Raw genomic sequence first — 21,947 nt, 5'->3', positions numbered from 1 at the left:
AGCGATCAGCGGCCGGCAATAAAAGGGGCATCCATGGAACTGTCTTGTCAAACGGCAGCGCCGCAGACAAGGGCCCCGAGAATCATTCCCGCCGTCTCACGCCGAAGCAGCGGCAGCGCCGGTCTGTAGAGCAGCTCCCGGATGGAGCTGTACTTGTCCGCAACCGTGATCAGGTATCCCTCCGCTGACGTCGGCATCCAGCCGTTGAGCGGCCACATGTGACACCGGATAATCTCCTCCGTCTTATGGTCCAGCTCCGGCACAAGCTCTCTGGAAATTCTGACAGAGTCAATCGGGTGAAGTCTGCAGCAGACACGATTGTTCGCAAACTTCTCATAACGGCCGATGATGCCAAGATCATGGCACAGCGCGCCAATCGTCACTGCTCTTCTGTCCAGTCTCAGTCCGGTCTTCTCAAGCGCATAGCACATACGAAGCGCAGCAGCCGTCACATTCAGCGTGTGTTCTCCCACCGTCGTGTTTGTATGATGTTTCTGTGCAAATGCCTGACGAAACAGCTCTGAATCAACGATCTCTTTCCCATAAGCCGAAATATCTGCGGCGATTCTCCTGTTCGACTCCTTATCCATCTGCTTTTTGAAATAAGCTGTCATAAAGATCACGCTCCTCAAAGGGATATTCAGCACCCTTTGCGGCCTAATCTATAAGGTTTCATACCGTCTGTCAAGGATCCTTCCGAAATCTTCACAATCTCTTCAAAACGCCGCCCCGCGCTTTCATCAGCCGCTCCAGACCGGCCAATTGAAAACGAAACAAAAGGCCAGACCCGATGTTGATTGTCACCTTCGCCTTTAGTATAATAATACTATGGCAAATTTATTGATAATTCGTGACCTGTTCCTTACGTATTTCTTCATATAATTTACCTGCTTTACATATCTTTTACATAGAATGCATACAGAAAAGAGAGTACTGTGCTATGAGTATTGCCGATTTCTTTGCTCTCCTGGGCGGCGTCGGGCTCTTCCTTCTTGGGATGACGCTCATGTCGTCCGGCCTTCAGAGCGCCGCCGGAGACAAAGTCCGAACGATTCTGGAGCATGCAACGTCCAATAAAGTCCGCGGTATCCTGCTGGGAATGGGCGTAACCGTTCTGATCCAGAGCTCATCCGCGACAGACATGATGGTGATCGGATTCGTGAACTCAGGCCTGATGAATCTGAAGGAAGCCATCGCCGTCATCATGGGCGCCAATATCGGGACAACCATCACAGCACAGATCACAGCGTTCGACCTGACAGCATTCGCCCCGCTTCTGCTGTTTATCGGCTGCGTGATGTACCTCTTTATGTCCAGAAAAAGGGTAAAATCCGTCGGGATGATCATACTCGGCTTCGGAATGCTGTTCGTCGGAGTCGGCCTGATCAAGGATGCGATCAAACCGTTATCGCAGAGCGCTCAGTTTGAGCAGTTTCTTTCGGGCTTGTCGAACCCTGTCCTGGCTGTTCTGTTTGGAATAGCCTTCACAGCTCTTCTGCAGAGCTCCTCTTCGTCTACCGTCATCTTTCAGACCTTTGCCGTGCAGGGTATTCTGAATTATCAGACGACCGTATACCTGCTGATCGGAGCCGCGATCGGTTCTGTCACTCCGAACCTGCTGGCGGGTCTGACCACGAATCGGAACGGGAAACGGTCCGCTGTGCTGAACCTCGTATTCAACCTGCTTCGGGCAGCGCTGCTTCTGACCATCATCGGCATCTTTCCGCAGGTTCTGGATCTGATCTGCAGACTGTCCCCGAACAATATCGGCCGCCAGATCGCAAACACGCACACGATCTTCGCAATCTTTTCCGTACTGGTCCTGTCTCCATTTTCGGGACTGATCGTACGGCTCTCGGAGATGATGATCCCCCGGCTTCCGGAAGAGACAAGGATGCTGGAAGGCAAGAAGCTGCTGTATCTGAATTCCGCGAAATCGACACTGCCTTCCGTCCAGATCCGGCAGGCGGTCCTGGAATGCAGGAGAATGGGGGAAATGACCCTCGACAATCTGAAACTGTCGCTCCAGTGCTTCTTTGAAGAAGGAAATACACAGAAGCTGATGAATCAGGTTGAGGATACCGAGTCTATCATCGATTATCTCTGTCAGGCGATCTCAGACAGGCTGATGGAGACCAGATCGCTTGACCTCACCGACGCGGATGCCTTCCGTGCCTCCAAGCTGATGGTGATCGCCATGAACTTCGAGCGCATCGGGGATCAGGCGGAAAACATCATCGAATTCCGCCAGAAACTGGATGAACAGAATGACAAGCTGTCCGCCGCCGGAAAGTCCGATCTTCAGAAGCTCTCGGAGAAGGTTGTCCGCAGCGTCGAGCTGTGCATAGACATCTTCTCCGAAGAAAACTTCCGCAAGCTTCCGGAAGCCTCCGAGAACGAAAACCAGGTGGATCAGCTCCATGACCAGATTACAAACAACCATGTACAGCGCCTGATGAACGGCAACTGCAATCCGATGGCCGGAATCGTCTTCACCGATATGACAACCGACCTGGAGCGCTGCGCTGACAACGCCTTCAATATCTCGACCGCCCTTTTCAAAAAACCTTCATAATACAGGGAAACCGCACGCCTTTCGAAGCGCTCTGTACGCTTCCTCAAGAAAGCTGATGTTCATACTCGAGTAATTGATGATGAACTGGTGTCCGTATCTGCCTTCGTGGCGCATGTCATAGTCTGCCACGCTGCTGATCCGGATGCCTTTTTTTAACAGTTCCCTCCGAATCTCATCCTCCGGCCTGTCCGTTCGAAGCTCCAGAATCAGATGAAGACCGGAATCATTTTCAATGATTCGGCCCTCCTCAGGTTTGAAGAGCGCTTTCGTGATCGCAAGCACCTTCTCCCTTCTTCTGCGATAGGACAGCCGCATCCGGTTGATGTGCTTTTCAAAATATCCCTGGCTGATGAAGTCTGACAGGGCATACTGATCAAAGGTTGAGACGGTACATGAATAAAATCCCAGCTTCTGATAGAACGTTCTGACCAGCCGGGGCGGCAGTACCATGTAGCTGATTCGGATGGTTGAGGTCAGAGACTTTGAGAAGGTGTTCATGTAAATCACTTTTCCGGCGGCGTCGATGCTCTGAAGCGACGGCATCGGATGCCCTTTGATTCTGAATTCGCTGTCATAGTCATCCTCGATGATATACCGTTCTTCCAACTCCCCTGCCCAGGCGAGCATTTCGTAGCGTCTGCTGACCGGCATCGTGACCCCTGTCGGGAAATGGTGCGTCGGACTGATGTGCGCAATGTCGGCTCCGCTTTCCCTCAGCTGCCTGACAATCATGCCCTGGCTGTCGACATCCGCAAACCGGCACACAGCGCCGCTGCTTTTGTAAATTGCCAGAAGCTTCCGGTATCCCGGATTTTCAATACAGTACACCTTGTCCTGACCCAGCAGACGGATCAGGAGCGTGTACAGATACTCCGTTCCCGCTCCGATGATGATCTGGGCCGGATCGACCGACATGCCCCGGAAGGATGCCAGGTGATCCGCGACGGCAAGGCGAAGCGCCTCCACGCCGCCGCTCGGAGACACTTCCATCAGCTCCTGTTCACGCATGGAAATCGTCTCCCGCATGCATTTTGCCCAGATGGAAAACGGAAAATCCGCCGCTGCTGTCCGGTTGGAGGAAAAATCAAACCGGACCCTTCCAGCCCCAAACGCAGCATCCGGAGGTCCTGCCGGCTCATCCTCTTCTGCTTTGTTTTCACATGCAAGCATGCCGGCGCCCTTTGCATCTGCACGGCTTGTCCACCCGGCCCCCGTTCGGCCGGCAGCCGTTTCTGCAGACTGGCCAGCCTTCATCCCGCTTCGAAACCTGTGCATGCCGGCAAGGTCCGAGACGTAATATCCCTTCTTCGGAAGCGTATACAGATAACCCTCCCCGATCAGCTGACTGTAGGCAGTCTCCACCGTGATCGTACTGATCCCGAGGTTTCGTGCCAGCGTCCGTTTTGATGGCACCTTTTCCCCGGAGGATAGCTTCCCATCCTCGATATCCTGTTTCATACAATCGTAAAGCTGCTTATAAAGCGGTCCCGCCCCCGCGTCCAGATGATACGTCAGCATACGCTTCCTCCCAGTTTGCCGGATGTCTCTGTCCCGGGACATGCCCTTTCATCTGGCATGTCCATATGTTCTGAACAGATCATATTTCAGATGCCAAAGAACTTCAACTGGTCTTCCCCGGTGCAAAACAGGAATCTTGAACGCTTTGCGAAAGAAATTCTATGTCCTTCAGAATCTGTGTTACAATGCTTCTCGGACACTTTCGGAAATATACATCTTAGAGGAAAGACCAGGCATTCATGAAAGAAAAACACTTTGATATCAACGAAAATGGTGCTTCCATCCGCTGCCGTATCCTGACGGAGGAGGACAGCCGGACACATGACCGTGTCGTGATCTGCACGCACGGATACGGCAGCAATAAAGACGTTGCAAATATAACCCGTTTTGCGGAAAAGTATCTGTCAAAGCATAAGGCGGACGCCGTGATCGCGTTTGACTGGCCCTGTCATGGACAGGACGCAAGGAAAAAGCTGGAACTGAAGGACTGCATGCTGTACCTGACGCTTGTCACCGACTATGCAAAAAATACGCTGCAGGCCAAAACACTCTTCAATTATTCTGTCAGCTTCGGCGGCTACCTGACCCTGAAATACATCGCAGAAATCGGGAATCCATTTGCGAAAACTGCACTCCGCGCACCCGGCATACGGATGTACGACCTGATGCTGAAGAATGTGAAAGACACCGATCTCGAAAAGCTGGAGAAGGGCAAGGAAGTGATGATCGGCCTGGACCGGAAGTTCAAGGTGGACAAATCCCTCTTTGACGAACTGGCAGCGAGCGATGTCCGCAAATATGAATACTTTGAATGGGCGGACAGCATGATCGTCATCCATGGAACGGCCGATGAGATGGTTCCAATCAGCGATTCCGAGAAGTTCTGCGAGGACAACGTGATCGAGCTGGTTCCGGTCGAGGGTGCAGACCACCCCTTCCGCAATCCAAAGCTGATGGACACCGCCATTCACACGATTGTCGAATTCTTCTCTGAGTAACTTTCCTATTCCAAACGAAGGGCCATGCATCCATTTATCAGGGATGCATGACCCTTTTGGTTGAGTGCGTTGATTGTTGGATTCAGTCGTATCTGCCCGTTCTCAGTATTTCAAAAACAACTTCTTCAGCTCTTGTTCCATCTCCTCTGGCAGTTCACGCTCAGAAGCAGTGATCTCCCTCTCCGCAAGATTCCGCACCATCGCCTCGATCAGGTCCGCTTCTCTCCCGAGTTCCCATGCGGACAAAAATCGCTGCTCATCATGACAGGTATGCATGCCAAAGCCGTCTCTGTCGTATGTCAGCGCCGGGACGCCCTTCCAGGCAAACGTGTTGGCGTCACCAGACCAGACGCTCTGCCTGACCTCCGCATCACTTCCATATTCTTCAAGAAATGTCCGGATCTCTGATACAAATGAATCGCTTCCTGTCACGCCGATGACATCTGATCCGATGGCCTGCCCGGCCAGATCGATGTTGATGTCTGCCAGACACGCCAAAAGCTCCGATTCGTGGCGCTGCACATAGGCATAGCTTCCTAACATCCCCTGTTCTTCAGATCCAAGCCAGGCGAATCGTACTTCTCTGTCTGCAGGGCACAGACGGAAGCGTCTGTACAGCTCCGTCAGAACGCTGCACGCTGCCAGGTTGTCATACGCTCCCGGTCCCTCCGGTACAGAATCATAATGAGCGGTCAGGAGTACGTAGCCCTCCCTGTCTGTCTTTCCGCTGACAGAAGCACAGACATTCTGCGAGCTTTTCTGAACGATGCTGCCGTTGACCGTCAGTCTTGCCCGGGTCTTTTTACTGCTTCCGGGCAGTGAAGACTGTTTCTGAGGCGCATCTGCTGCCATCTTTTCGATCAGCATCGATGCATCCTGGCAGTGAATCGTCGCGCCTGGGACTGTTCTCTCCTCGCTTCGGCTGATCCGCCGTCTTGCCGGAAGCCTGTCCTGCCCGGCGTCAATGGGCGTCCCTGTGATGGTGAGGTACGCCACAGCGCCTGCCTCAGATAGTTTTCTGTACAAGTCAGAGCTGACAGTTTGATTCAGCATGACGATGCAGCCCTTTGCCATCGACAGCGCACGGGGACCGCCATCCTCCGCATACAGAAGCGGCCCGGCTGCTTCAAGCCGCTCAGATTCCCCACTCCATCCCAGGTCGTCCGTCTGCTCCCGTGCTGCCGCCTGACCCATAGACATGATCATCGGCATGTCCGGATGACCGCACTGCCGGACCGGTCTGTCATATGCCCGCACAGGGATATGCAGAACGCTGGCCTTTGAATCGCTGCCGAATACTGTCAGAACGGCAGTCTGTTCACAGAGCCAGATCGGGAATGGCTCTGTCTCGGGCTCTCCGCCTGCCGTGCGGATGGTCTTTGCGATATACCTCGCCGCCTCCCTCTCCGCACTGCTTCCGGCCGGTCTTGGCCGATCAAGTGCTTTCATCCACTGTAAAAGTATCTGCCCAGTCGTCAAACCCGATTCCCGGTCCTTCCTTCTGTCCAAAGCAGCCCTCCTTCACAGATTCATGATTCGGATGAGAAGGCGTCCTGTCCCGACCTGATAACCGCCGGCTGAAAAGATGCCGTGCCCGCTTCTGTCTGTCACAAAGATGAAGGGAAGCTGCCCCGGATCCAGATAAAAGCTGCGCATCAGCATCTCTCTTTCTGACGGATCCTCTGCATAGCAGCACTGGATCGATGGAAAGCGGCCTGTCACTTTTCGTACCAGCCGCTGCTCCTTCTGCGCCGGTGTATCGGTGATCAGCGAAACCGCAGGCGCAATCCGCTCGTACGACTCCGCATTGTCCAGCATTTCGTTCAGGATGTGCTCTGTCGGCTCCTGCCCCGGGGCCAGCCAGATGTACAGCCTTTTCTGCCCGTTCTGCTTCCGGACAACCTCCCCGTTGTCGGCTCTCAGATGAAGCGGCGGCATATCGACAGAGACAAGCATCTCCTCCGGCCGGATCTGCTGCATCTTCAGACGGATATCCGCCTTCTTGTCTGCCTCCGCCCGGATATGGTATTCCAATACGTGGGCATTGCCGTTCGGAAGCCGCTGAGCGGTAACCAGGCAGTACCTGCCCGGCACAAGCGGGATGTCCATGTGTCCCTTGTTCCAGTTGTCCTTCAGGGCAAGGAATTGATCCGGCTGCCCTTCATCGGAGAGCCGGGTCAGTCCCCAGGTGGTCTCATATTTGACATCTGCCTCATCGTCTGTGTGCAGGGTCAGGCAGGATGTCTCCCTCCGGGAACTGTCGAACGGAAGATATTTCGCCTGGACCGACGGCGCTCCTTTTTCTGCCCGGCTGTTCGATACCCGGTATTCTGCTGTTCCATCATCTTCCCGGATTCTTGCAGGAATCCCGCAGACACGGGCGACTGCCGCCGCCAGTACCTCTCTGGCGTTCTGATTGCAGACACCACTTCTCAGCGCTGCTCCGGGCGTCATGATCAGCTCTCCGAAGTCCTCCTGCGGCAGCTCATGAACATGACCGTTCACGAAAGTCCAGATCTCTTCCGGATGTGCTGCAAAGTACGCGATCCGCTCCTCACCGAGATATGCCGAAACCTCCTCAAACCAGCTGCTCAGGACTTCATTCCCGATGCGCAGACCGACCACTTCCGGATCCGACAATCTTTCTCTTGCACCACTCTTCAAAACTGCTGTCAGGTGATGGCGTACAATCTCCTCCCTGCAGTCGGTCAGATCCTTTTCACTGAGCGAAGAGAGCACTGTCTTCTTCACAAGCGCCTGCTCCGGTGTCCCGGAAGCGTTTCTGAGGAAAGCGGTTCCCTCTGCCTCCCAGTCCTTCGTCCGCTCATTCCGAATTTCCGCTGCCCTCTCCAGAAAAGCACTGTCCGCTTTCCTCTGCCCGGCATCTGCCTGCGGATAAAGGACAGGCTTCTCGGACGGTGCCGCGTACTCGATCTGCTGCCAGCCCCCATCTGGCTCCCTCATGTTCTGACCGGACTCACCGGGTTCCGTGTCATCCTCATCGCCTGCTGCCGCCAGCATGACCTCTGCATCGCCGCTTCCGGCCTGCAGGCATGCATCCTGAAGCGCACTGCTGAGCGGATGGATCCGGAGCATTCCGTCACCGGTGGAAAAGCTCAGATGTCCCTCTTCGTCTGTTTTTTCCCGGGCCAGGGTCTTCCAGGAACCTTCGTTATAGACCTGCAGCTCAACCACGACAGTCTTTTCCGTCTGCCCGTTCCTTTTCTCCATCAAGGACTGAGCCGACACAGGCTGCTCCGGAGCGTCCGGCCTTCTGCCTGCCTGCCCTGACGCAGCGAATCGCCTTGGAAGCTGCACCTGGATCTTTCTGACTTCTCTGTACCTGGCTGTCTGATTGCATTCCGTCACGCAGCCGTCCGTCCCGATGATGTCCTCATCTGCCAGAAACGCACCCTTTGTATAGGCTCTGCTCCTGATCAGCATGGTTCTGGAGGAGGCTCTGTTGAACCAGCCCTGGTTCAGGACAGACTGCGGCTCGCAGGCTCCGAGAAACTGCCAGCGGCCTGCGGCCCAGACCTCTACCCAGGCGTGATTGTCGTCCGTGTGCGCCCACCATGGCGCATAGACCTGCCGCGCCGGCACGCCTGCCGCACGCATGGCATTCACCACAAAGACGGACTCCTCCCCGCAGCGTCCGTATCCTCTTCTGTAGAAGGCTTCCGCAGAGATCGTCCGGATATCATCGCTGTGGTACGTTCCGTTTTCCGCTGCCCAGCGGTTGATCTCCAGCGCGCGCTCCTCCTCTGTCTGCGGCTTTTTCCTTTCTCCATGTTCTTCATACAGACGGCGGTCCAGCTGCTCTCCAAACAGTTCCCGGCACGGCCGGATCTCCTCATTGTTGACACGGTGAAACAGGACATACTCCCCGAAGAAATCGGCCGGGAGTGCCGTGACCTGACTTCTGTTCTTTCTAAGCCAGACGCCGCGGCGCGCAAAATCCAGGTACGTCTCAGCCGGGTACATCATCACGTCAGAGACCGGCATCCAGGCATACAGAAATTCCAGCGCCGTACGAACATCTGTATCCAGACTTTCCAGATATCTGTCTGACGGAAACCCGGTCAGGGCTCCTTCCGCCTCGTCCCCTGCCTCCGCCAGGCGGATCCCGCCCGGCACCCGTTCAGGTTTTTCACCCTCTCCTGCAGTGTGGCTGTCAGCCTGGCCGCCCGCATGCATTCCCGCATGCGACATGCACGATTTCAGCCTGCTTCTTCTCTCAAGAAAATGATCATGGACCTGAAGATCCATTTCTTTCGTAAACAACATGGTGTCTGTCCTCTTTCCGTTATCCGAGAATCGCCCGTGCCCTCCGGACCTCCTCTTCGTCCGTCCTCCAGATTCTATATTCGGAGCTGCTGTCCTCTCCCATGCTCACCGCAGGATTCCGGTAGATCATACGGCTGGATACCGCCATCTTCCCGGACATATGGTAGACCGGCGCATGCAGCTCCTCTTCCAGATGCCTCAGATTTCCGGAATTGACACCGCCGCCCGGCATGATGTCAAGCCGTCCGTCCGCACCGGCTATGATGGTCTTCAGATTACCGATGCCCTTCTCCACGTCCGGCGCCTGACCGGATGTCAGGATCGTCGAGATCCCGCCGAGTGACACAATGTCCCGGAGCGCCTGACCGGCATCCTTCACCATGTCAAACGCCCGGTGAAAGGTCATATCCATCGTCCCGGCCGCTTCCCGGAGCCGCTTCATCCGCTCCAGATCGACATTTCCCTCCGGCGTCAGACAGCCGGTCACAACCGCATCCGCCCCTTCCTCCCGGAACAGGGCAACTGCATCACACATGATCCCGAACTCGCATAGGCTGTAGCAGAAATCCCCGGCGCGCGGCCGGATCAGAACGCGTACCGGAAGATCCGTATAATGCCTGACGGCTCTGTAAAGAGAGAGCTCCGGCGTTGTGCCGCCCATCGGCAGGCATCCGCAGAGCTCCAGCCTGTCCGCCCCGCCGCGAGATGCAGCCAGGGCAGATTCTACACTATCCACACAGACTTCCAGTTTCGTCCTTTTCATACCGGCTCCTTCAAATAATATCGACGCCGACCGATTCGATCAGCTCACGGATCTCAGGATTGGGGTCCTCATCGGTGATGATCGCGTCAATATCATCCAGCTTTGCATACTTGTAGCATTCGTTTGAATCAAATTTCTGGTGTTCCATCAGAACATACTTATGCCGGGAGGCCTTCAGGGCAGCGCGCTTAGTCAGCCCGTCCTCGGCGCCGAGTGTTGTCAGCGAATAGTCGGAGTCTGTCGCATCGATCCCGCAGCAGCCGAAAAATCCCTGGTCAAAGCTGTAGCTTCGGATTGCCGCCGCAGCCTCGATCCCGATAAAGCCGTTGACGCTCGTATGCATCCTTCCTCCCGTCGCAATCGGCGTGATGGAAGGGGATTTCACCAGCTCCTCCAGGATATCAATCATGTTTGTCACGACACGAACCTTGATTCCCGACGCCACCAGATTCTGCGCAATCAGGACATTTGTCGTCGAGACATCCAGGAAAAGCGTCTCCCCGGGGCGGATCAGCGCGGCAGCCTTTGCCGCGATGATCTTCTTCTCCTCCGTATGGACCGATCTCCGCTGGACGACCTCGCGGTTCAGCGTATAGTCTCTGGAGAGCAGCGCTCCGCCGTAGATGCGCTTCAGACTTCCGGCATTCTCCAGCGTCTTCAGGTCCTTCCGGATACAGTCATCCGTCACGCCGAAGCGCTCACTCAGGTCGCGAACCCGAACCTTCCCGCTCTCGCGCAGGCTCTCAAGAATCTTCTGCTGCCGCTCCTCCGTAAACATCTTTTCCCTCTTTCTGTCATGCCTCCAGTTCCAGCTCCAGAACCGTATCGGTCTGATCCGGAAGCACCGGATCCGGCCCAAGATCCGCAAACAGGATGTCCGGATAGTCGCTGTGCACCCAGGAGGTGGAAATCTTCACCTCCGACCCGTCCCGGAGAAGCCGGACACCCTTCACTTTGTTCTTGGGTATTCCAGGAATCGGGAACGGTCCAATCGTATTCTCAAAGATATGGACATAAATCCTGCTGCCCTTCTGTGTCAGCCGGTACATCCCCTCCGGCCTTGCCGCGCAGGCCCCGGAGCCGTAGATACTGTCTCCATTATCCCGCATGAAGTTCCCGATCTCATGAAGAATCCGGACGGACTCCTTTGGAAAATTGCCTTTTGCATCCGGCCCGACGTTCAGGATCATGTTTCCGCCTTTCGAAACACACTCCACCAGCTTTCTGATCAGCATGGAGGATGGCTTGAAGAAATGATCCTGCGCGCAGTAGCCCCAGTGGCCGTTCATGGTCACACAGGCTTCCCAGACAAGGCTGTTTCCCGCAGGATCCTTCAGCCCTGCAGGCGGAATCATCTGCTCCGGCGTGATAAAATCCCCATGGTAAGGAGTCGGATGGCCTTCCGCAAGGGAGCCGAAGCCCTCTCCGCTGACCTCCAGTCTGTTGTTCAGGATGATATCCGGCTGAAGGCTCCGGATCATCGACACAAGCTCGGTGGCCTTCCATGCCTCCCCTCTCAGATCATCATAGGAGAAATCGAGCCAGAGAAGATCGATCTTCCCGTAATTCTCCATCAGCTCCCGCACCTGCGCATGCATATACTTCAGGTAGCGGTCAAAATCACGTCCTTCGTTGCCGCACTCCGGATGGTTCCTCATCGGGTGCTGGCGGTCCTTGTAATGTGGGAAATCCGGATGCCGCCAGTCAATCAGAGAAAAATAGAGTCCGACCTTCAGCCCCTGTTCCCGCACAGCATCGACATACTCCCGGACCAGGTCGCGATGGCAGGCGGTATTGGTCGACTTGAAATCCGTGTACTTTGAGTCATAGAGACAGAAGCCATCATGGTGCTTCGCCGTCATGACCATATATTTCATCCCGGCATCTTTCGCTGCTTTTGCCCACTGCCTCATATCCAGATCGCATGGGTCAAAGGCGTCAAAGTATTTCCGGTACTGGTCATCGGTCATCTCCTCATCGCTCATGACCCACTCCCCCCGTGCCGGGATGCTGTAAAGTCCGTAGTGGATGAACATCCCGAATCTGGCTTCGGTGAACCATTTCATCCTTTTCTCATATGCTGCGCGGTCAAACTGATACATCTCAAGTTTCCTCCCGGTATTTCTGACAGGCTGTTTTCAAGTCTCATGATCCCTCTCGTGCGCCTGACCACCTCGCAGAAATCTCTCAGTCTGCCTCATGGCAGGCAACAAAATGCCCTGGCCTGAGTTCTCTCAGCTCCGGCCGGCCTGCTTTACAGGCATCACTCTTCACCGGGCAGCGGCTGCAGAACCGGCATTCATTCTCCGGAAGCGAAATCGGGCTGGGGACAGAACCCTCAAGCATAATTCTTGAGCGTTTCTTCTCCACATCCGGATCTGGCAGCGGAATCGCGGAAAGCAGTGCGCGTGTATACGGATGCAGCGGGTTTTCAAACAGCTCCTCCGCCGGCGCCACTTCGACCAGCGCGCCCATGTACATGACGCCGATCCGGTCACTGATGTGGCGAACCATGGACAAGTCATGCGCGATAAACAGGTAGGTCAGCCCGTGCTCTTTCTGAAGATCCTCGAGCAGATTGACCACCTGCGCCTGGATCGAGACATCGAGTGCGGAGATCGGCTCGTCGCAGACGATGAAATCCGGCTGAACGGCAAGTGCACGCGCGATCCCGATGCGCTGGCGCTGCCCGCCCGAAAACTCATGCGGGAAGCGGTCTGCATGCTCCTTCTGCAGTCCCACGCGCTCCAGGAGCCGGATCACCGTCTCCCTGCGCTCCTCCTCAGAAGCATACAGATGATGAGCATCCATCCCTTCCGCCACGATGTCAATGACCTTTCTTCTCGGATTCAGGGAAGCATACGGATCCTGGAAGATCATCTGCATCCGCCTTGTCAGAAGATGACGCTGCTCCTGTGAGTTTTCCTCTCCGACCTTGAGGCCGTCAAAGGTAATCTTTCCGGCCGTCGGCTCATACAGGTGTATGACTGTACGGCCAAGCGTGGACTTTCCGCAGCCCGACTCTCCGACCAGCCCGAAGGTTTCTCCCTTGTTGATATGAAAACTGACATCATCGACAGCCCGGAGCACTTTGCCCCGGCCGACATGGAAATACTTCTTCAGGTGCCGTACCTCCAGAAAAGGTGTCTGTTCTGTTCCCACGCTTACGCCTCCTTCGCTCTGGGGTCAAGCATCCAGCATGCTGCCTTGTGTGCTGCTCCCTGGTCATAGAAATCCGGCATGAACTTCTCACAGACCTCCATCGTCTCGCGGCATCTTGCCGCAAATGGACAGCCGGCCGGCGGCTTCATGAGTCCGGGCGGGGTTCCCGGGATCGGATGAAGCCGCTCCTTGTCCCCGGCTCCCGGAATCGAATCGAGAAGTGCCTTCGTGTATTCGTGTGCCGGTGAATAAAAGATATCCCGGACATCTCCCGTCTCGACAATCTTTCCACCATACATGACAGCCACTCTGTCCGCGATGTTCGCCACAACGCCCAGATTGTGTGTGATGATGATGATCGAGGTCCGGACCTTTTTCTGAAGCTCCCGCATCAGATCGAGGATCTGGGCCTGGATGGTCACGTCGAGCGCTGTCGTGGGTTCATCCGCGATCAGCACATCCGGATCGCAGGCAAGTGCCATCGCGATGTCAACCCTCTGACGCTGTCCGCCCGAAAGCTGATGTGGATACTGCCCGTACCGGGTCTCAGGGTTGGAGATCCCGACCAGGTCAAGCAGCTCCACGACACGCTTCCTGCGCTCGTCCGGCGTCATCTCTTTGCGGTGAAGCTTCAGAACCTCCTCAATCTGTTTTCCGATTTTCATTGTCGGGTTCAGAGAGGTCATCGGATCCTGAAAGATCATCGAGATATCGGAACCGCGCAGTTTCTCCATGCGTCTGTCCGAATACTTGCTCAGGTCTTTCCCATGAAACAGCACCTGACCGTCTGTGATCTTTGCATTCTTCGGCAGGATCTGCATCACTGCCTTCATCGTCATGGACTTTCCGCAGCCGGATTCCCCTACAACCGCGAGGGTCTCCCCCTGTCTGAGGCTGAAGGAGACACCCCGGACCGCATGGATGATGCCCTTCTGCGTCCGGATATCCACAACGAGATTTTTCACTTCGAGTACATTTTCCATCTGATTCACCTGCTCATCTGCGGATCCAGGGCATCCCTGAGACCATCTCCGAGGATACTGAAGCACACCATGATCAATATAATGATGATGGCCGGGAAGATCATCACATGCGGATAGTTCTGAAGGACCTGGTAGCCATTGTTGATCAGAACACCGAGGGATGCCTGCGGCTCCGCAAGGCCGATCCCGATGAAGCTCAGGAAGGCTTCCGTGAAGATTGCGCTCGGGATGGTAAACATGACGTTGATGACGATCACGCTGACCGCGTTCGGCACCAGATCGTGCAGGATGATCCCTCTGCTGCTTGTCCCAAGTACCCTGGAGGCCAGAACGAATTCCTGATTCTTGAGCTTCAGGATCTCCGCCCGGACCAGGCGCGCCATGTTGACCCATCCGGTGATGGAGAGCGCCGCGATGATCGTCCCGACGCCGGCCGGAAATGCCATCAGGAACAGGATCACAATGATCAGGCTTGGAATTCCGACAAGGACTTCGATGATTCGCTGCATAATGGCATCTACGCGTCCGCCGAACAGAGCGGAGACGGCGCCGTATGTCACACCGATGAAGATATCGACCAGTGCCGCGACCACCGCAATCATCAGGGAGATTCTGCAGCCCATCCAGCACCTCACCCAGAGATCCCGGCCGAACTGGTCCGTCCCGAAGATGTGGGCTTTATCCGGAAGCGCAAAGATTGCATTGTAATCCGGTTCCTTAAAGGAATAGCGTGAGAAAACCGGCGCGAAAATCGCCAGGAGAATAATCGCTGCCAGAATAAACAGTGCCGCAACAGCTGCCTTGTTCTGCCTGAGTCTGTACCAGGCATCCGCCAGCACCGACGTCATTGGGGCGTCAAGATGCTCCCTCTCTGCTTCATCCACCTTCACTTTCCGGAACATGGAGTCTTTCACACATTCGTTTGTCATCTCAGTCCTCCTGTTCCTTTGAAAGCCGGATACGCGGGTCGATCAGCGAATAGATGATGTCGACGAGCAGGATCACCAGCATATAGAAGGAAGCGTAGAATACCGTGATACCCATGATCACAGGATAATCATTGCCCTTGATACAGTCGACGAACAGGCTGCCGATTCCCGGGATGCTGTATACACTCTCCACTGCAAGAGAGCCTGTCATCAGATTGATGACGATTGGTCCGAGGATGGTGACGACTGGAATGATGGAATTCCGGATCGCATGAAACATCAGGATCCGCATCTGGCTGAGGCCCTTCGCCTTGGCCGTCACGATATAGTCCTGATTGAGGACATCCAGCATCTCCGTCCGCATGAACCGGGCGACCATCGCAGTGGCGCTGAAGGAGAGCGCGATCGTCGGAAGGATCGAACACTTCCAGTTTGTCCAGAATCCGATCGGCAGGATTCCCCACTTCAGTCCGATAAAGTACTGAAGAAGCGCCGCCATGACAAAGTTCGGGACAGAGACTCCCAGCACCGCGATGATCATCGTCAAAGCGTCAATTCCGCTGTTGTGGTGCCAGGCCGCCAGGATTCCGAGAATCAGCCCGATGGCCAGTCCGATCAGGACCGCCTGCGCACCGATGAGGAAGGAAGGTCCGAGTCTGGATGTGATGATGCCGGTGACCGGCTGGTTGACATAGGTAAAGGATGTCCCGAGGTCACCGCGCAGCATATTTCCGAGATATTTCACGTACTGGACCGGAACCGGGTCGTTCAGCCCGTACATCTCCAGTACCTTCTCCTGCTGCGCCTGCGGCATGGAGGCGAACCGTTCCGGGTCAAATGGTGTCCCGGGCAGCTTCTTCATCAGGAAGAATGTGCAGGTCGTGATCACCCAGAGCGTGACCACAATATAGATCAGTCTTTTAACAATGTAGCGAGCCATGAGCCGCCTTCCTTCCACATGATTCTGATATAAATCAGGCTGCATGTTGATTCCCATGCAGCCCAATTGATCAGCATCGCCCTATCATGATGTCCCGTCGAGGCAAGCCGCCGGGCGATGTTGAATCCGGTAAACATTCATATCCCGAAGCCGGGACTCTGCGTTATGCAGCCGCCGCGTCACTCAAAGTGCGCGTACTTGAATTCCATCGGCACACCGATCGGATGGCTGACCAGATCCTTCAGGTTGGACTTGGTCAGAACCGCATGTCCTCTGTGATAGATCGGAGCCACCACCGCGTCTGTCTCAACGAGAAGCTTCTCGGCATCGAGCATATCCTGCAGTCTCGCCTTGTCATCCGTCTGAGACTTCGCATCTGCGATCAGTTTGTTGTAGTCGTCGTTCTTGTAGTTTCCACGATAAGGTGTACCGTTTGTCCACAGATCCAGGTACGTCATCGCGTCGTCATAGTCGGCACCCCATGCCGTGAAGCCGAACTGGTAATTGTTCGCATCCATCTGCTCGCCGCGTCCCTGCATCGTCTTGGTGTCGATCTTGACGCTCAGGCCGAGGTTCTGCTCCAGCTGGCTCTGGATGAAGGTTGCAACGGTCTTCATGACACTGTCATCGCCGATCAGGAGCGTGACTTCCTTCGGAGCATCGGAACCGAGCTCCTTGACCGCCTTGTCATAGCACTCCTTCGCCTTTTCCGGGTCATACGGGGAGACATCGCCGTTCAGCTCTCTGAAGGTCTTGGTCCCATCACCTGCCATTCCATCTGCAATCAGTCCGGTTCCGGCTGCGGAGCCGTCCGCAAGGATGCTGTCGACAAGCGTCTTACGGTCGATCGCAAGGGAGATTGCCTTGCGCATATCCACGTTGCTCATAACCGGATCGGTCAGGTTGAACTGCAGATAGTTGGTTCTGAAATCGGTCAGCTGTGAGAATTCCGGGTTGTCCTTGTTCGCCGCAACATCCGTTCCGGTGATCTCGACCTGGGAGAGCTCGCCTGCCTTGTAAGCATTCAGGGCTGCTGCGGAGTCCTTCATGACACGAACCTTCGCATTCTCGATGGCGACGTTCTCTGCATCCCAGTACTGATCATTCTTGACAAATGTCGCACCGACTGCCGGGTCATACTCTGTAATCTTGTAAGGTCCCGAGAACAGCATGTTGTCCGGTGTCACATCGAACTGATCTCCCTGTGCTTCGCAGAACTTCTGGTTGACCGGGAAGAACATGGACATCGTGGTGAGCCCGAGGAAATACGGTGTCGGGTTCTTCAGCTTGACCTGAAGGGTCTTGTCATCGACCGCCTTGACCTCCACCTTGTCCTCTGAACCGCTTCCTTCATTGTATTCCTGACCGCCGACGATGTAGTCCGTCATCAGAAAGCTGTATCCGTTGGTTGCGTCCGCGCTCATCTGCTTCATCCAGGCGTAGACGAAGTCCTGCGCCGTGATCGGCTCTCCGTTGCTCCACTTGATGCCATCTCTCAGATGGAACGTGTAGGTCAGCTTGTCATCCGAAAGCTCGTACTTGTCACAAAGTGCCGGCTGCGGAACATTGTCGGCATCCATCCGGAACAGTCCCTCCTGTGCCTGGTTCATCACAAGGAAAGCCTGGCTCTCGGAAGCTGCCCACGGAACCAGTGTTTTGACCTCCGCGTTGACCGCGACATCCAGTTCCTGCCCTGCATCATCAGCCAGCGCCGGAACCGCGCTCATCCCTGAAGCCATCACCATCGACAAGATACCTGCCAAGACTCTTTTGTTCATATGTCCCTCCTGCTTGTATTAGCGGTGAAACGATGGGTACCAATCTTCTGCAGTTGATTTGAGCGTATTATAGGGCATATTCTTATTGTTTTCAATTGGTTTTATCGCATTTTTTATTATTTATTATTGTTTCGTTCGGATATATGTGTATGTTGCACAAATATTTTCTGCCCATATATGCACATCGCCGATTTTTCGGTTTTGCACAGACAGCCGCAATCTTTCCCGAATATGCAGGCCTTTCCTTCACCGGGCAAATTCTTTTTCCCGGTATGGCAGGCGAATTGTCGCTTCCTCGGTACCTGCGGCAGAAAGACGGCTTTCCCGACCCGGACAGACGTTCCTGCCTCACGGTACCTGTCCTGTTCCGGAAACGTGCTCCGCACCCGATGATGATCGGTTGCCTTCAAAAAAGGAGGGAGTCTCCGGTTTTTCACCGAAAACTCCCTCCTGCTTTCTGCTCTGTTATCCGGCACAAGGCCGGCGTTCATCCCTCCGCCTGCTTATCTTGCAATACGGACTCTCCTGCTGATCTCCTCATCATCCTTTTTCCCCGGCTCTTCCACGATGCCGCCGAACGGCATCTGCGCGATGAGTTTCCAGTCTTCCGGTACATCGAACAGCTTTCGTACAGCCTCATCAATCACCGGATTGTAATGCTGAAGATTCGCCCCGATTCCAAGTTCGCGAAGCGCGGACCAGATCGAAATCTGAAGCATTCCGTTGGACTGCTGAGCCCAGACCGGGAAGTTCGGCGCATACAGCGGAAACTTCTCCTGAAGTGCCTTCACAACCGATTCATCCGTGAAGTACAGCACGGTTCCGGCGCCTGCCCGGAAACCATCGATCTTCTCTCTGGACACTTTCCCGCCGAAAGCATCATAGATCGCATCCCAGAGCTGGTTCTGCTTTTCTCCAAGCGCGACAATCACTCTCTGACTCTTCATGTTGAAGGCATCCGGCACAAGCTTCACAGCCTCCTGAACGGTTTCGGCAACCTTCTCCTCGCTGACCGGGAGATTTTTGTGAATCTGATAATATGTTCTTCTTTTCTGCAGTGATTCTATTACGCCCATCTTTTTCTCCTTTTTCTCAATGATCCTCAATTAGAAAACTTATCCCCGCAACCTGTTTCTCCCCGGCTCTCTCAGCCTTCATGCTGCGTCTGATGCTGCTGCATCTCCTTCTCTGTCTCATCCTTTTGTCTCTCGGCTTCAAGCCGCTGTGCCTTCTCCTTCTCAGCCTTCAGAAGTTCCTCGTCTTTCCCTTCACATTTCTTGTCATCCTTGAAGATGTACTTGTGCTGAATCTTATAGCTCAGGAAGAACAGCACGACATCCGTGATCACCTTGAAGCCGACCGCAGACCCGCCGAGGACACCCTTCAGCACACTGACGATCAGGGCGCTCAGCAGACACTGGACGGCTGACAGCGCCATGAACTCCCCGGCGCTTTTGGCCGACTGCTGGGCCTTGTCCGACTTGAAATGAAAGACAAAGTGCTTTGTCAGCAGGTAGTTCACCGATGCCGAAATCAGCCTCGCGCACACTGTTGCATACAGGATCGCGAACATCTGTCCCCGGAACGTCACGCCGGTGAAAATTCCGAACATGATGATATCGACAATCGACGCCATCAGCGACGTAATCGAATAAAGAATGAACTTTTTGACCACCGTCAGGATGATTCCAAACGTGTCGCCCGGACGCCGTGCCTTCTCATACCCCTTTTCAAAGGAAACATAGTGAACCGGTAGCTGAAGGAAGCCGATTTTTTCAAAGGACATCAGCATCGCAGTCTCATACGAATACCGCTCCGACGGAACATCCAGACAGTGCTGCACCCTCAGATCCGGGATGCCGAAGATCCCGGACATGGGATCCGCCAGCCGCACCCCCATCAGCATATGGTAGATCAGCTTCATGAGCACATTCATGCGATAGTCATAGTCAGTCACCAGGTGACTTCCGAAGTCCCTGGAGCCCACGACAATCGCATACGAGCCCATCTCCTGTTCATTATGAAGGGCCTCCGCCATCTTCTGGACATCCGCCACCGGTGTCAGCCTGTCGGAGTTCAGCGTGATGATCCCATCCGTCTTCCCGCCGAAATGCTCCTGATAGTATGTCATCGCTGTCCGCAGAGACGCGCCGATCCCCTTGTTTTCCTCATGCGTCAGGACAAGCGCACCTGCACGCTCCACCTTATAGAACACCGGAAGCTTGTCCGTGCGGCTTCCGTCATTGACCACGATGATGTCCTGAAAGCCCGCCTTTTTCAGCTCAGGAATATATCCTGAAAAAGAAGCAGGCGGATTGTATGCAGGAATCACAATTACACATCTGTACGCCATGTCCTGCACCTCCTTCCTGCATACCTGACGTTCTTCGTGGGATTCACATCAACGCCATCATATCAGACGAAGGGTATCTTTGTAAACGTTCAGCCGGCAAAGCCGCCTGATGGGGAAAGCCCGCTCTCACTGCTCTGCCTTCTGCAGCTCCGCCATCACTTTCTTTTCATCATAGCGGCTCATCAGGACAGCCGCCAGCAGACAAAGGACTGTCGAGGACACGGCTGCGATCCGGTAGCCTGTCCCTGCGCTTCTTCCGATTGTCGCAAAGCTTGTAAACAGAAGCGCTGCCAGGCTCTGTCCCATCTTCATTGCAAAGGTCCGCGCCGCGAAGAACATGCCGTCGTGGTTCTCTCCCGTCGTGATCTCATCGCTGCGGGCGATGTCCGCCACGACTGTCTGCGGAAGGATCCCGAGGATCGCCATCGACGGCGCCGCGATGACCATGACCAGAACGCCGAAAACCATCCCCTTGTTCGTTCCAGTCTGCCCGGTTGAAACTGCGGTGATGAGATAGACAGCTGAAAACTCGATGAACGCCCAGACGATCATTTTCTTCTTCGTGATCTTTCGGGACAGTTTTCCCACAACCATATATAGAGCGACGGAAATCAGCGTCATCCCGATATAAAGCACCGTGTTCATCGTCTCCGGGAGCTTCATCAGCGAGGTGACAAAGAAATTCAGGCCGGACTGGAACATCGTGACCGCCACCCAGTAGCACACGTCCGATCCGACAAATACGCGGAAATCTCTGTTCTTGAATGTCTTTGCAAGAGACTGGAATGCATTGCCGCTCACCGGCTTGATTTCCACATAGTCCTGCTCCCGGATGGTGAAGGTCGGCACCAGCAGGCAGACAAGCGCGATGACAGCCAGCACAGTGAACGTCACGCGAATCGCAAGGACTCTTCCAAGCGCCGGTGTGAGTGCGCCCCAGATGAACGGGCAAGCATAGCCAAGTGCGCTTCCGAAGATAAAGGTGAAGGAGATCGCGGTTGACAGTCTCGTCAGCTCCTCCTGGTTCTTCGGCAGCTCCGCAATCAGCGCGTTATAAGGCGTACAGTACAGCGTCATGAACAGATAAAAAAGCAGCATCATGACAAGCACCCAGACACCATTGACCGGGCTCTGTCCATTTACCGGCGCGCAGTACACCAGAACCGTCACCACAGCCAGCGGCAGCGCCGCTCTTCTCATAAATGGGAGCCGTCTTCCCTTCGGGTTCCGGCTCCTGTCCGATCGATTCGCAATCCAGGGGTCCGTGACTGCGTCGAACACACGACCCAGCGCATAGATCCCGCCCAGAATTGTAAACATACCCAGAATCACGCGTCCCTGCGGCAGAAACAGCGTCTGTCCTGCCTTCAGCATCTCCGTATCCGGCTCATAGAACGTGATGATCCAGTTCGTCACCAGTGCAGAAAGAATACTCCAGCCAAGCTGTCCGACTGCAAACAGCCAGATGACCCTGCTTGTCAATTTTTTCATACAAAACACCCTCCATTCGATATTCTTTGTCTATTTTGATATGCTACCCCCAAGTAGGACAATGAAATATAAAACCTACTTGGGGGTATTTCTATGTCTAGGAAAAGCAAAATTGATCCGATAGAAAAAGTAAAGATCATTGAACGGCTACTGGCAGAAGAGATCGGTGT

17 protein-coding genes are annotated in these 21,947 nt (G+C 54.8%); 2 read left to right on the top strand and 15 right to left on the bottom strand.

Features of this window, described 5'->3' with window-relative positions; all coding sequences use genetic code 11:
• Positions 1-47: 47 nt before the first annotated feature.
• A complete protein-coding gene (locus ACTQ1N_RS08935; protein ID WP_441956419.1) occupies positions 48-614 on the bottom strand; it encodes an HD domain-containing protein in 567 nt (188 codons plus the stop codon).
• Between the two features lie 326 nt (positions 615-940).
• On the opposite strand from ACTQ1N_RS08935, the gene ACTQ1N_RS08930 reads away from it, so the two are divergent.
• Positions 941-2,575, top strand: coding sequence for a Na/Pi cotransporter family protein (locus tag ACTQ1N_RS08930; protein WP_441956418.1), 1,635 nt, complete (start codon positions 941-943; stop codon positions 2,573-2,575).
• Here ACTQ1N_RS08930 and pdxR read toward each other — a convergent pair.
• Positions 2,570-4,093, bottom strand: a complete 1,524-nt coding sequence (gene pdxR / locus ACTQ1N_RS08925; RefSeq protein WP_441956417.1) for a MocR-like pyridoxine biosynthesis transcription factor PdxR — start codon at positions 4,091-4,093, stop codon at positions 2,570-2,572. The two genes, ACTQ1N_RS08930 and pdxR, sit on opposite strands and share 6 nt — an antisense overlap.
• A 239-nt stretch (positions 4,094-4,332) precedes the next feature.
• Between pdxR and ACTQ1N_RS08920 the strand changes: the two genes are divergently transcribed.
• A complete protein-coding gene (locus ACTQ1N_RS08920) occupies positions 4,333-5,091 on the top strand; it encodes an alpha/beta hydrolase (RefSeq protein ID WP_441956416.1) in 759 nt (252 codons plus the stop codon).
• 102 nt (positions 5,092-5,193) lie between these two features.
• Here ACTQ1N_RS08920 and ACTQ1N_RS08915 read toward each other — a convergent pair whose 3' ends face one another.
• From ACTQ1N_RS08915 to ACTQ1N_RS08855, 13 genes are all read right to left on the bottom strand, one after another.
• Positions 5,194-6,540, bottom strand: coding sequence for a M28 family metallopeptidase (locus ACTQ1N_RS08915; RefSeq protein WP_441956415.1), 1,347 nt, complete (start codon positions 6,538-6,540; stop codon positions 5,194-5,196).
• Positions 6,541-6,612: 72 nt separating this feature from the next.
• Positions 6,613-9,378 carry a transglutaminase-like domain-containing protein gene (locus ACTQ1N_RS08910; protein WP_441956414.1) on the bottom strand — a complete coding sequence of 922 codons (2,766 nt, stop codon included), beginning with the start codon at positions 9,376-9,378 and terminating at the stop codon, positions 6,613-6,615.
• 19 nt (positions 9,379-9,397) lie between these two features.
• Complete coding sequence (locus ACTQ1N_RS08905) at positions 9,398-10,141, bottom strand: copper homeostasis protein CutC (protein ID WP_441956413.1); 744 nt, start codon at positions 10,139-10,141, stop codon at positions 9,398-9,400.
• A 10-nt stretch (positions 10,142-10,151) separates the two neighbouring features.
• A complete protein-coding gene (locus ACTQ1N_RS08900) occupies positions 10,152-10,919 on the bottom strand; it encodes a DeoR/GlpR family DNA-binding transcription regulator (RefSeq protein ID WP_441956412.1) in 768 nt (255 codons plus the stop codon).
• A gap of 16 nt (positions 10,920-10,935) precedes the next feature.
• Positions 10,936-12,243 (bottom strand): alpha-L-fucosidase, encoded by a 1,308-nt coding sequence (locus ACTQ1N_RS08895; RefSeq protein WP_441956411.1) that lies wholly within the window; start codon positions 12,241-12,243, stop codon positions 10,936-10,938.
• A gap of 85 nt (positions 12,244-12,328) precedes the next feature.
• Positions 12,329-13,303: an ABC transporter ATP-binding protein gene (locus ACTQ1N_RS08890; protein ID WP_441956410.1), complete on the bottom strand. Its 975-nt coding sequence runs from the start codon at positions 13,301-13,303 to the stop codon at positions 12,329-12,331.
• A 2-nt stretch (positions 13,304-13,305) separates the two neighbouring features.
• Complete coding sequence (locus ACTQ1N_RS08885; RefSeq protein ID WP_441956409.1) at positions 13,306-14,286, bottom strand: ABC transporter ATP-binding protein; 981 nt, start codon at positions 14,284-14,286, stop codon at positions 13,306-13,308.
• 5 nt (positions 14,287-14,291) lie between these two features.
• Positions 14,292-15,215, bottom strand: a complete 924-nt coding sequence (locus ACTQ1N_RS08880) for an ABC transporter permease (protein ID WP_441956408.1) — start codon at positions 15,213-15,215, stop codon at positions 14,292-14,294.
• Position 15,216: 1 nt separating this feature from the next.
• Positions 15,217-16,155 (bottom strand): ABC transporter permease, encoded by a 939-nt coding sequence (locus ACTQ1N_RS08875; protein WP_441956407.1) that lies wholly within the window; start codon positions 16,153-16,155, stop codon positions 15,217-15,219.
• A 179-nt stretch (positions 16,156-16,334) separates the two neighbouring features.
• Entirely contained in the window at positions 16,335-17,933 is a 1,599-nt protein-coding gene (locus tag ACTQ1N_RS08870; protein ID WP_441956406.1) for a peptide ABC transporter substrate-binding protein, read from the bottom strand.
• Between the two features lie 503 nt (positions 17,934-18,436).
• Entirely contained in the window at positions 18,437-19,009 is a 573-nt protein-coding gene (locus ACTQ1N_RS08865; RefSeq protein ID WP_441956405.1) for a nitroreductase family protein, read from the bottom strand.
• A gap of 71 nt (positions 19,010-19,080) precedes the next feature.
• Positions 19,081-20,286, bottom strand: a complete 1,206-nt coding sequence (locus tag ACTQ1N_RS08860; RefSeq protein WP_441956404.1) for a GtrA family protein — start codon at positions 20,284-20,286, stop codon at positions 19,081-19,083.
• 126 nt (positions 20,287-20,412) lie between these two features.
• Entirely contained in the window at positions 20,413-21,777 is a 1,365-nt protein-coding gene (locus tag ACTQ1N_RS08855; RefSeq protein WP_441956403.1) for an MFS transporter, read from the bottom strand.
• Between the last annotated feature and the right edge of the window lie 170 nt (positions 21,778-21,947).

The sequence above is a fragment of the Porcincola sp. LCP21S3_C12 genome, assembly GCF_052118625.1.
Taxonomy (GTDB): domain Bacteria; phylum Bacillota; class Clostridia; order Lachnospirales; family Lachnospiraceae; genus Porcincola.
This window is presented reverse-complemented; position numbering and strand designations above follow the sequence as displayed.

Bases quoted from the DNA above. Each gene is read 5' to 3' on its own strand.
- ACTQ1N_RS08900 (WP_441956412.1), bottom strand. From the start codon at position 10,919: ATGTTTACGGAGGAGCGGCAGCAGAAGATTCTTGAGAGCCTGCGCGAG.
- ACTQ1N_RS08935 (WP_441956419.1), bottom strand. From the start codon at position 614: ATGACAGCTTATTTCAAAAAGCAGATGGATAAGGAGTCGAACAGGAGA.
- ACTQ1N_RS08895 (WP_441956411.1), bottom strand. From the start codon at position 12,243: ATGTATCAGTTTGACCGCGCAGCATATGAGAAAAGGATGAAATGGTTC.
- ACTQ1N_RS08860 (WP_441956404.1), bottom strand. From the start codon at position 20,286: ATGGCGTACAGATGTGTAATTGTGATTCCTGCATACAATCCGCCTGCT.
- ACTQ1N_RS08910 (WP_441956414.1), bottom strand. From the start codon at position 9,378: ATGTTGTTTACGAAAGAAATGGATCTTCAGGTCCATGATCATTTTCTT.
- ACTQ1N_RS08865 (WP_441956405.1), bottom strand. From the start codon at position 19,009: ATGGGCGTAATAGAATCACTGCAGAAAAGAAGAACATATTATCAGATT.
- ACTQ1N_RS08930 (WP_441956418.1), top strand. From the start codon at position 941: ATGAGTATTGCCGATTTCTTTGCTCTCCTGGGCGGCGTCGGGCTCTTC.
- ACTQ1N_RS08920 (WP_441956416.1), top strand. From the start codon at position 4,333: ATGAAAGAAAAACACTTTGATATCAACGAAAATGGTGCTTCCATCCGC.
- ACTQ1N_RS08880 (WP_441956408.1), bottom strand. From the start codon at position 15,215: ATGACAAACGAATGTGTGAAAGACTCCATGTTCCGGAAAGTGAAGGTG.
- ACTQ1N_RS08915 (WP_441956415.1), bottom strand. From the start codon at position 6,540: ATGAAAGCACTTGATCGGCCAAGACCGGCCGGAAGCAGTGCGGAGAGG.
- ACTQ1N_RS08870 (WP_441956406.1), bottom strand. From the start codon at position 17,933: ATGAACAAAAGAGTCTTGGCAGGTATCTTGTCGATGGTGATGGCTTCA.
- pdxR (WP_441956417.1), bottom strand. From the start codon at position 4,093: ATGCTGACGTATCATCTGGACGCGGGGGCGGGACCGCTTTATAAGCAG.
- ACTQ1N_RS08885 (WP_441956409.1), bottom strand. From the start codon at position 14,286: ATGGAAAATGTACTCGAAGTGAAAAATCTCGTTGTGGATATCCGGACG.
- ACTQ1N_RS08855 (WP_441956403.1), bottom strand. From the start codon at position 21,777: ATGAAAAAATTGACAAGCAGGGTCATCTGGCTGTTTGCAGTCGGACAG.
- ACTQ1N_RS08905 (WP_441956413.1), bottom strand. From the start codon at position 10,141: ATGAAAAGGACGAAACTGGAAGTCTGTGTGGATAGTGTAGAATCTGCC.
- ACTQ1N_RS08875 (WP_441956407.1), bottom strand. From the start codon at position 16,155: ATGGCTCGCTACATTGTTAAAAGACTGATCTATATTGTGGTCACGCTC.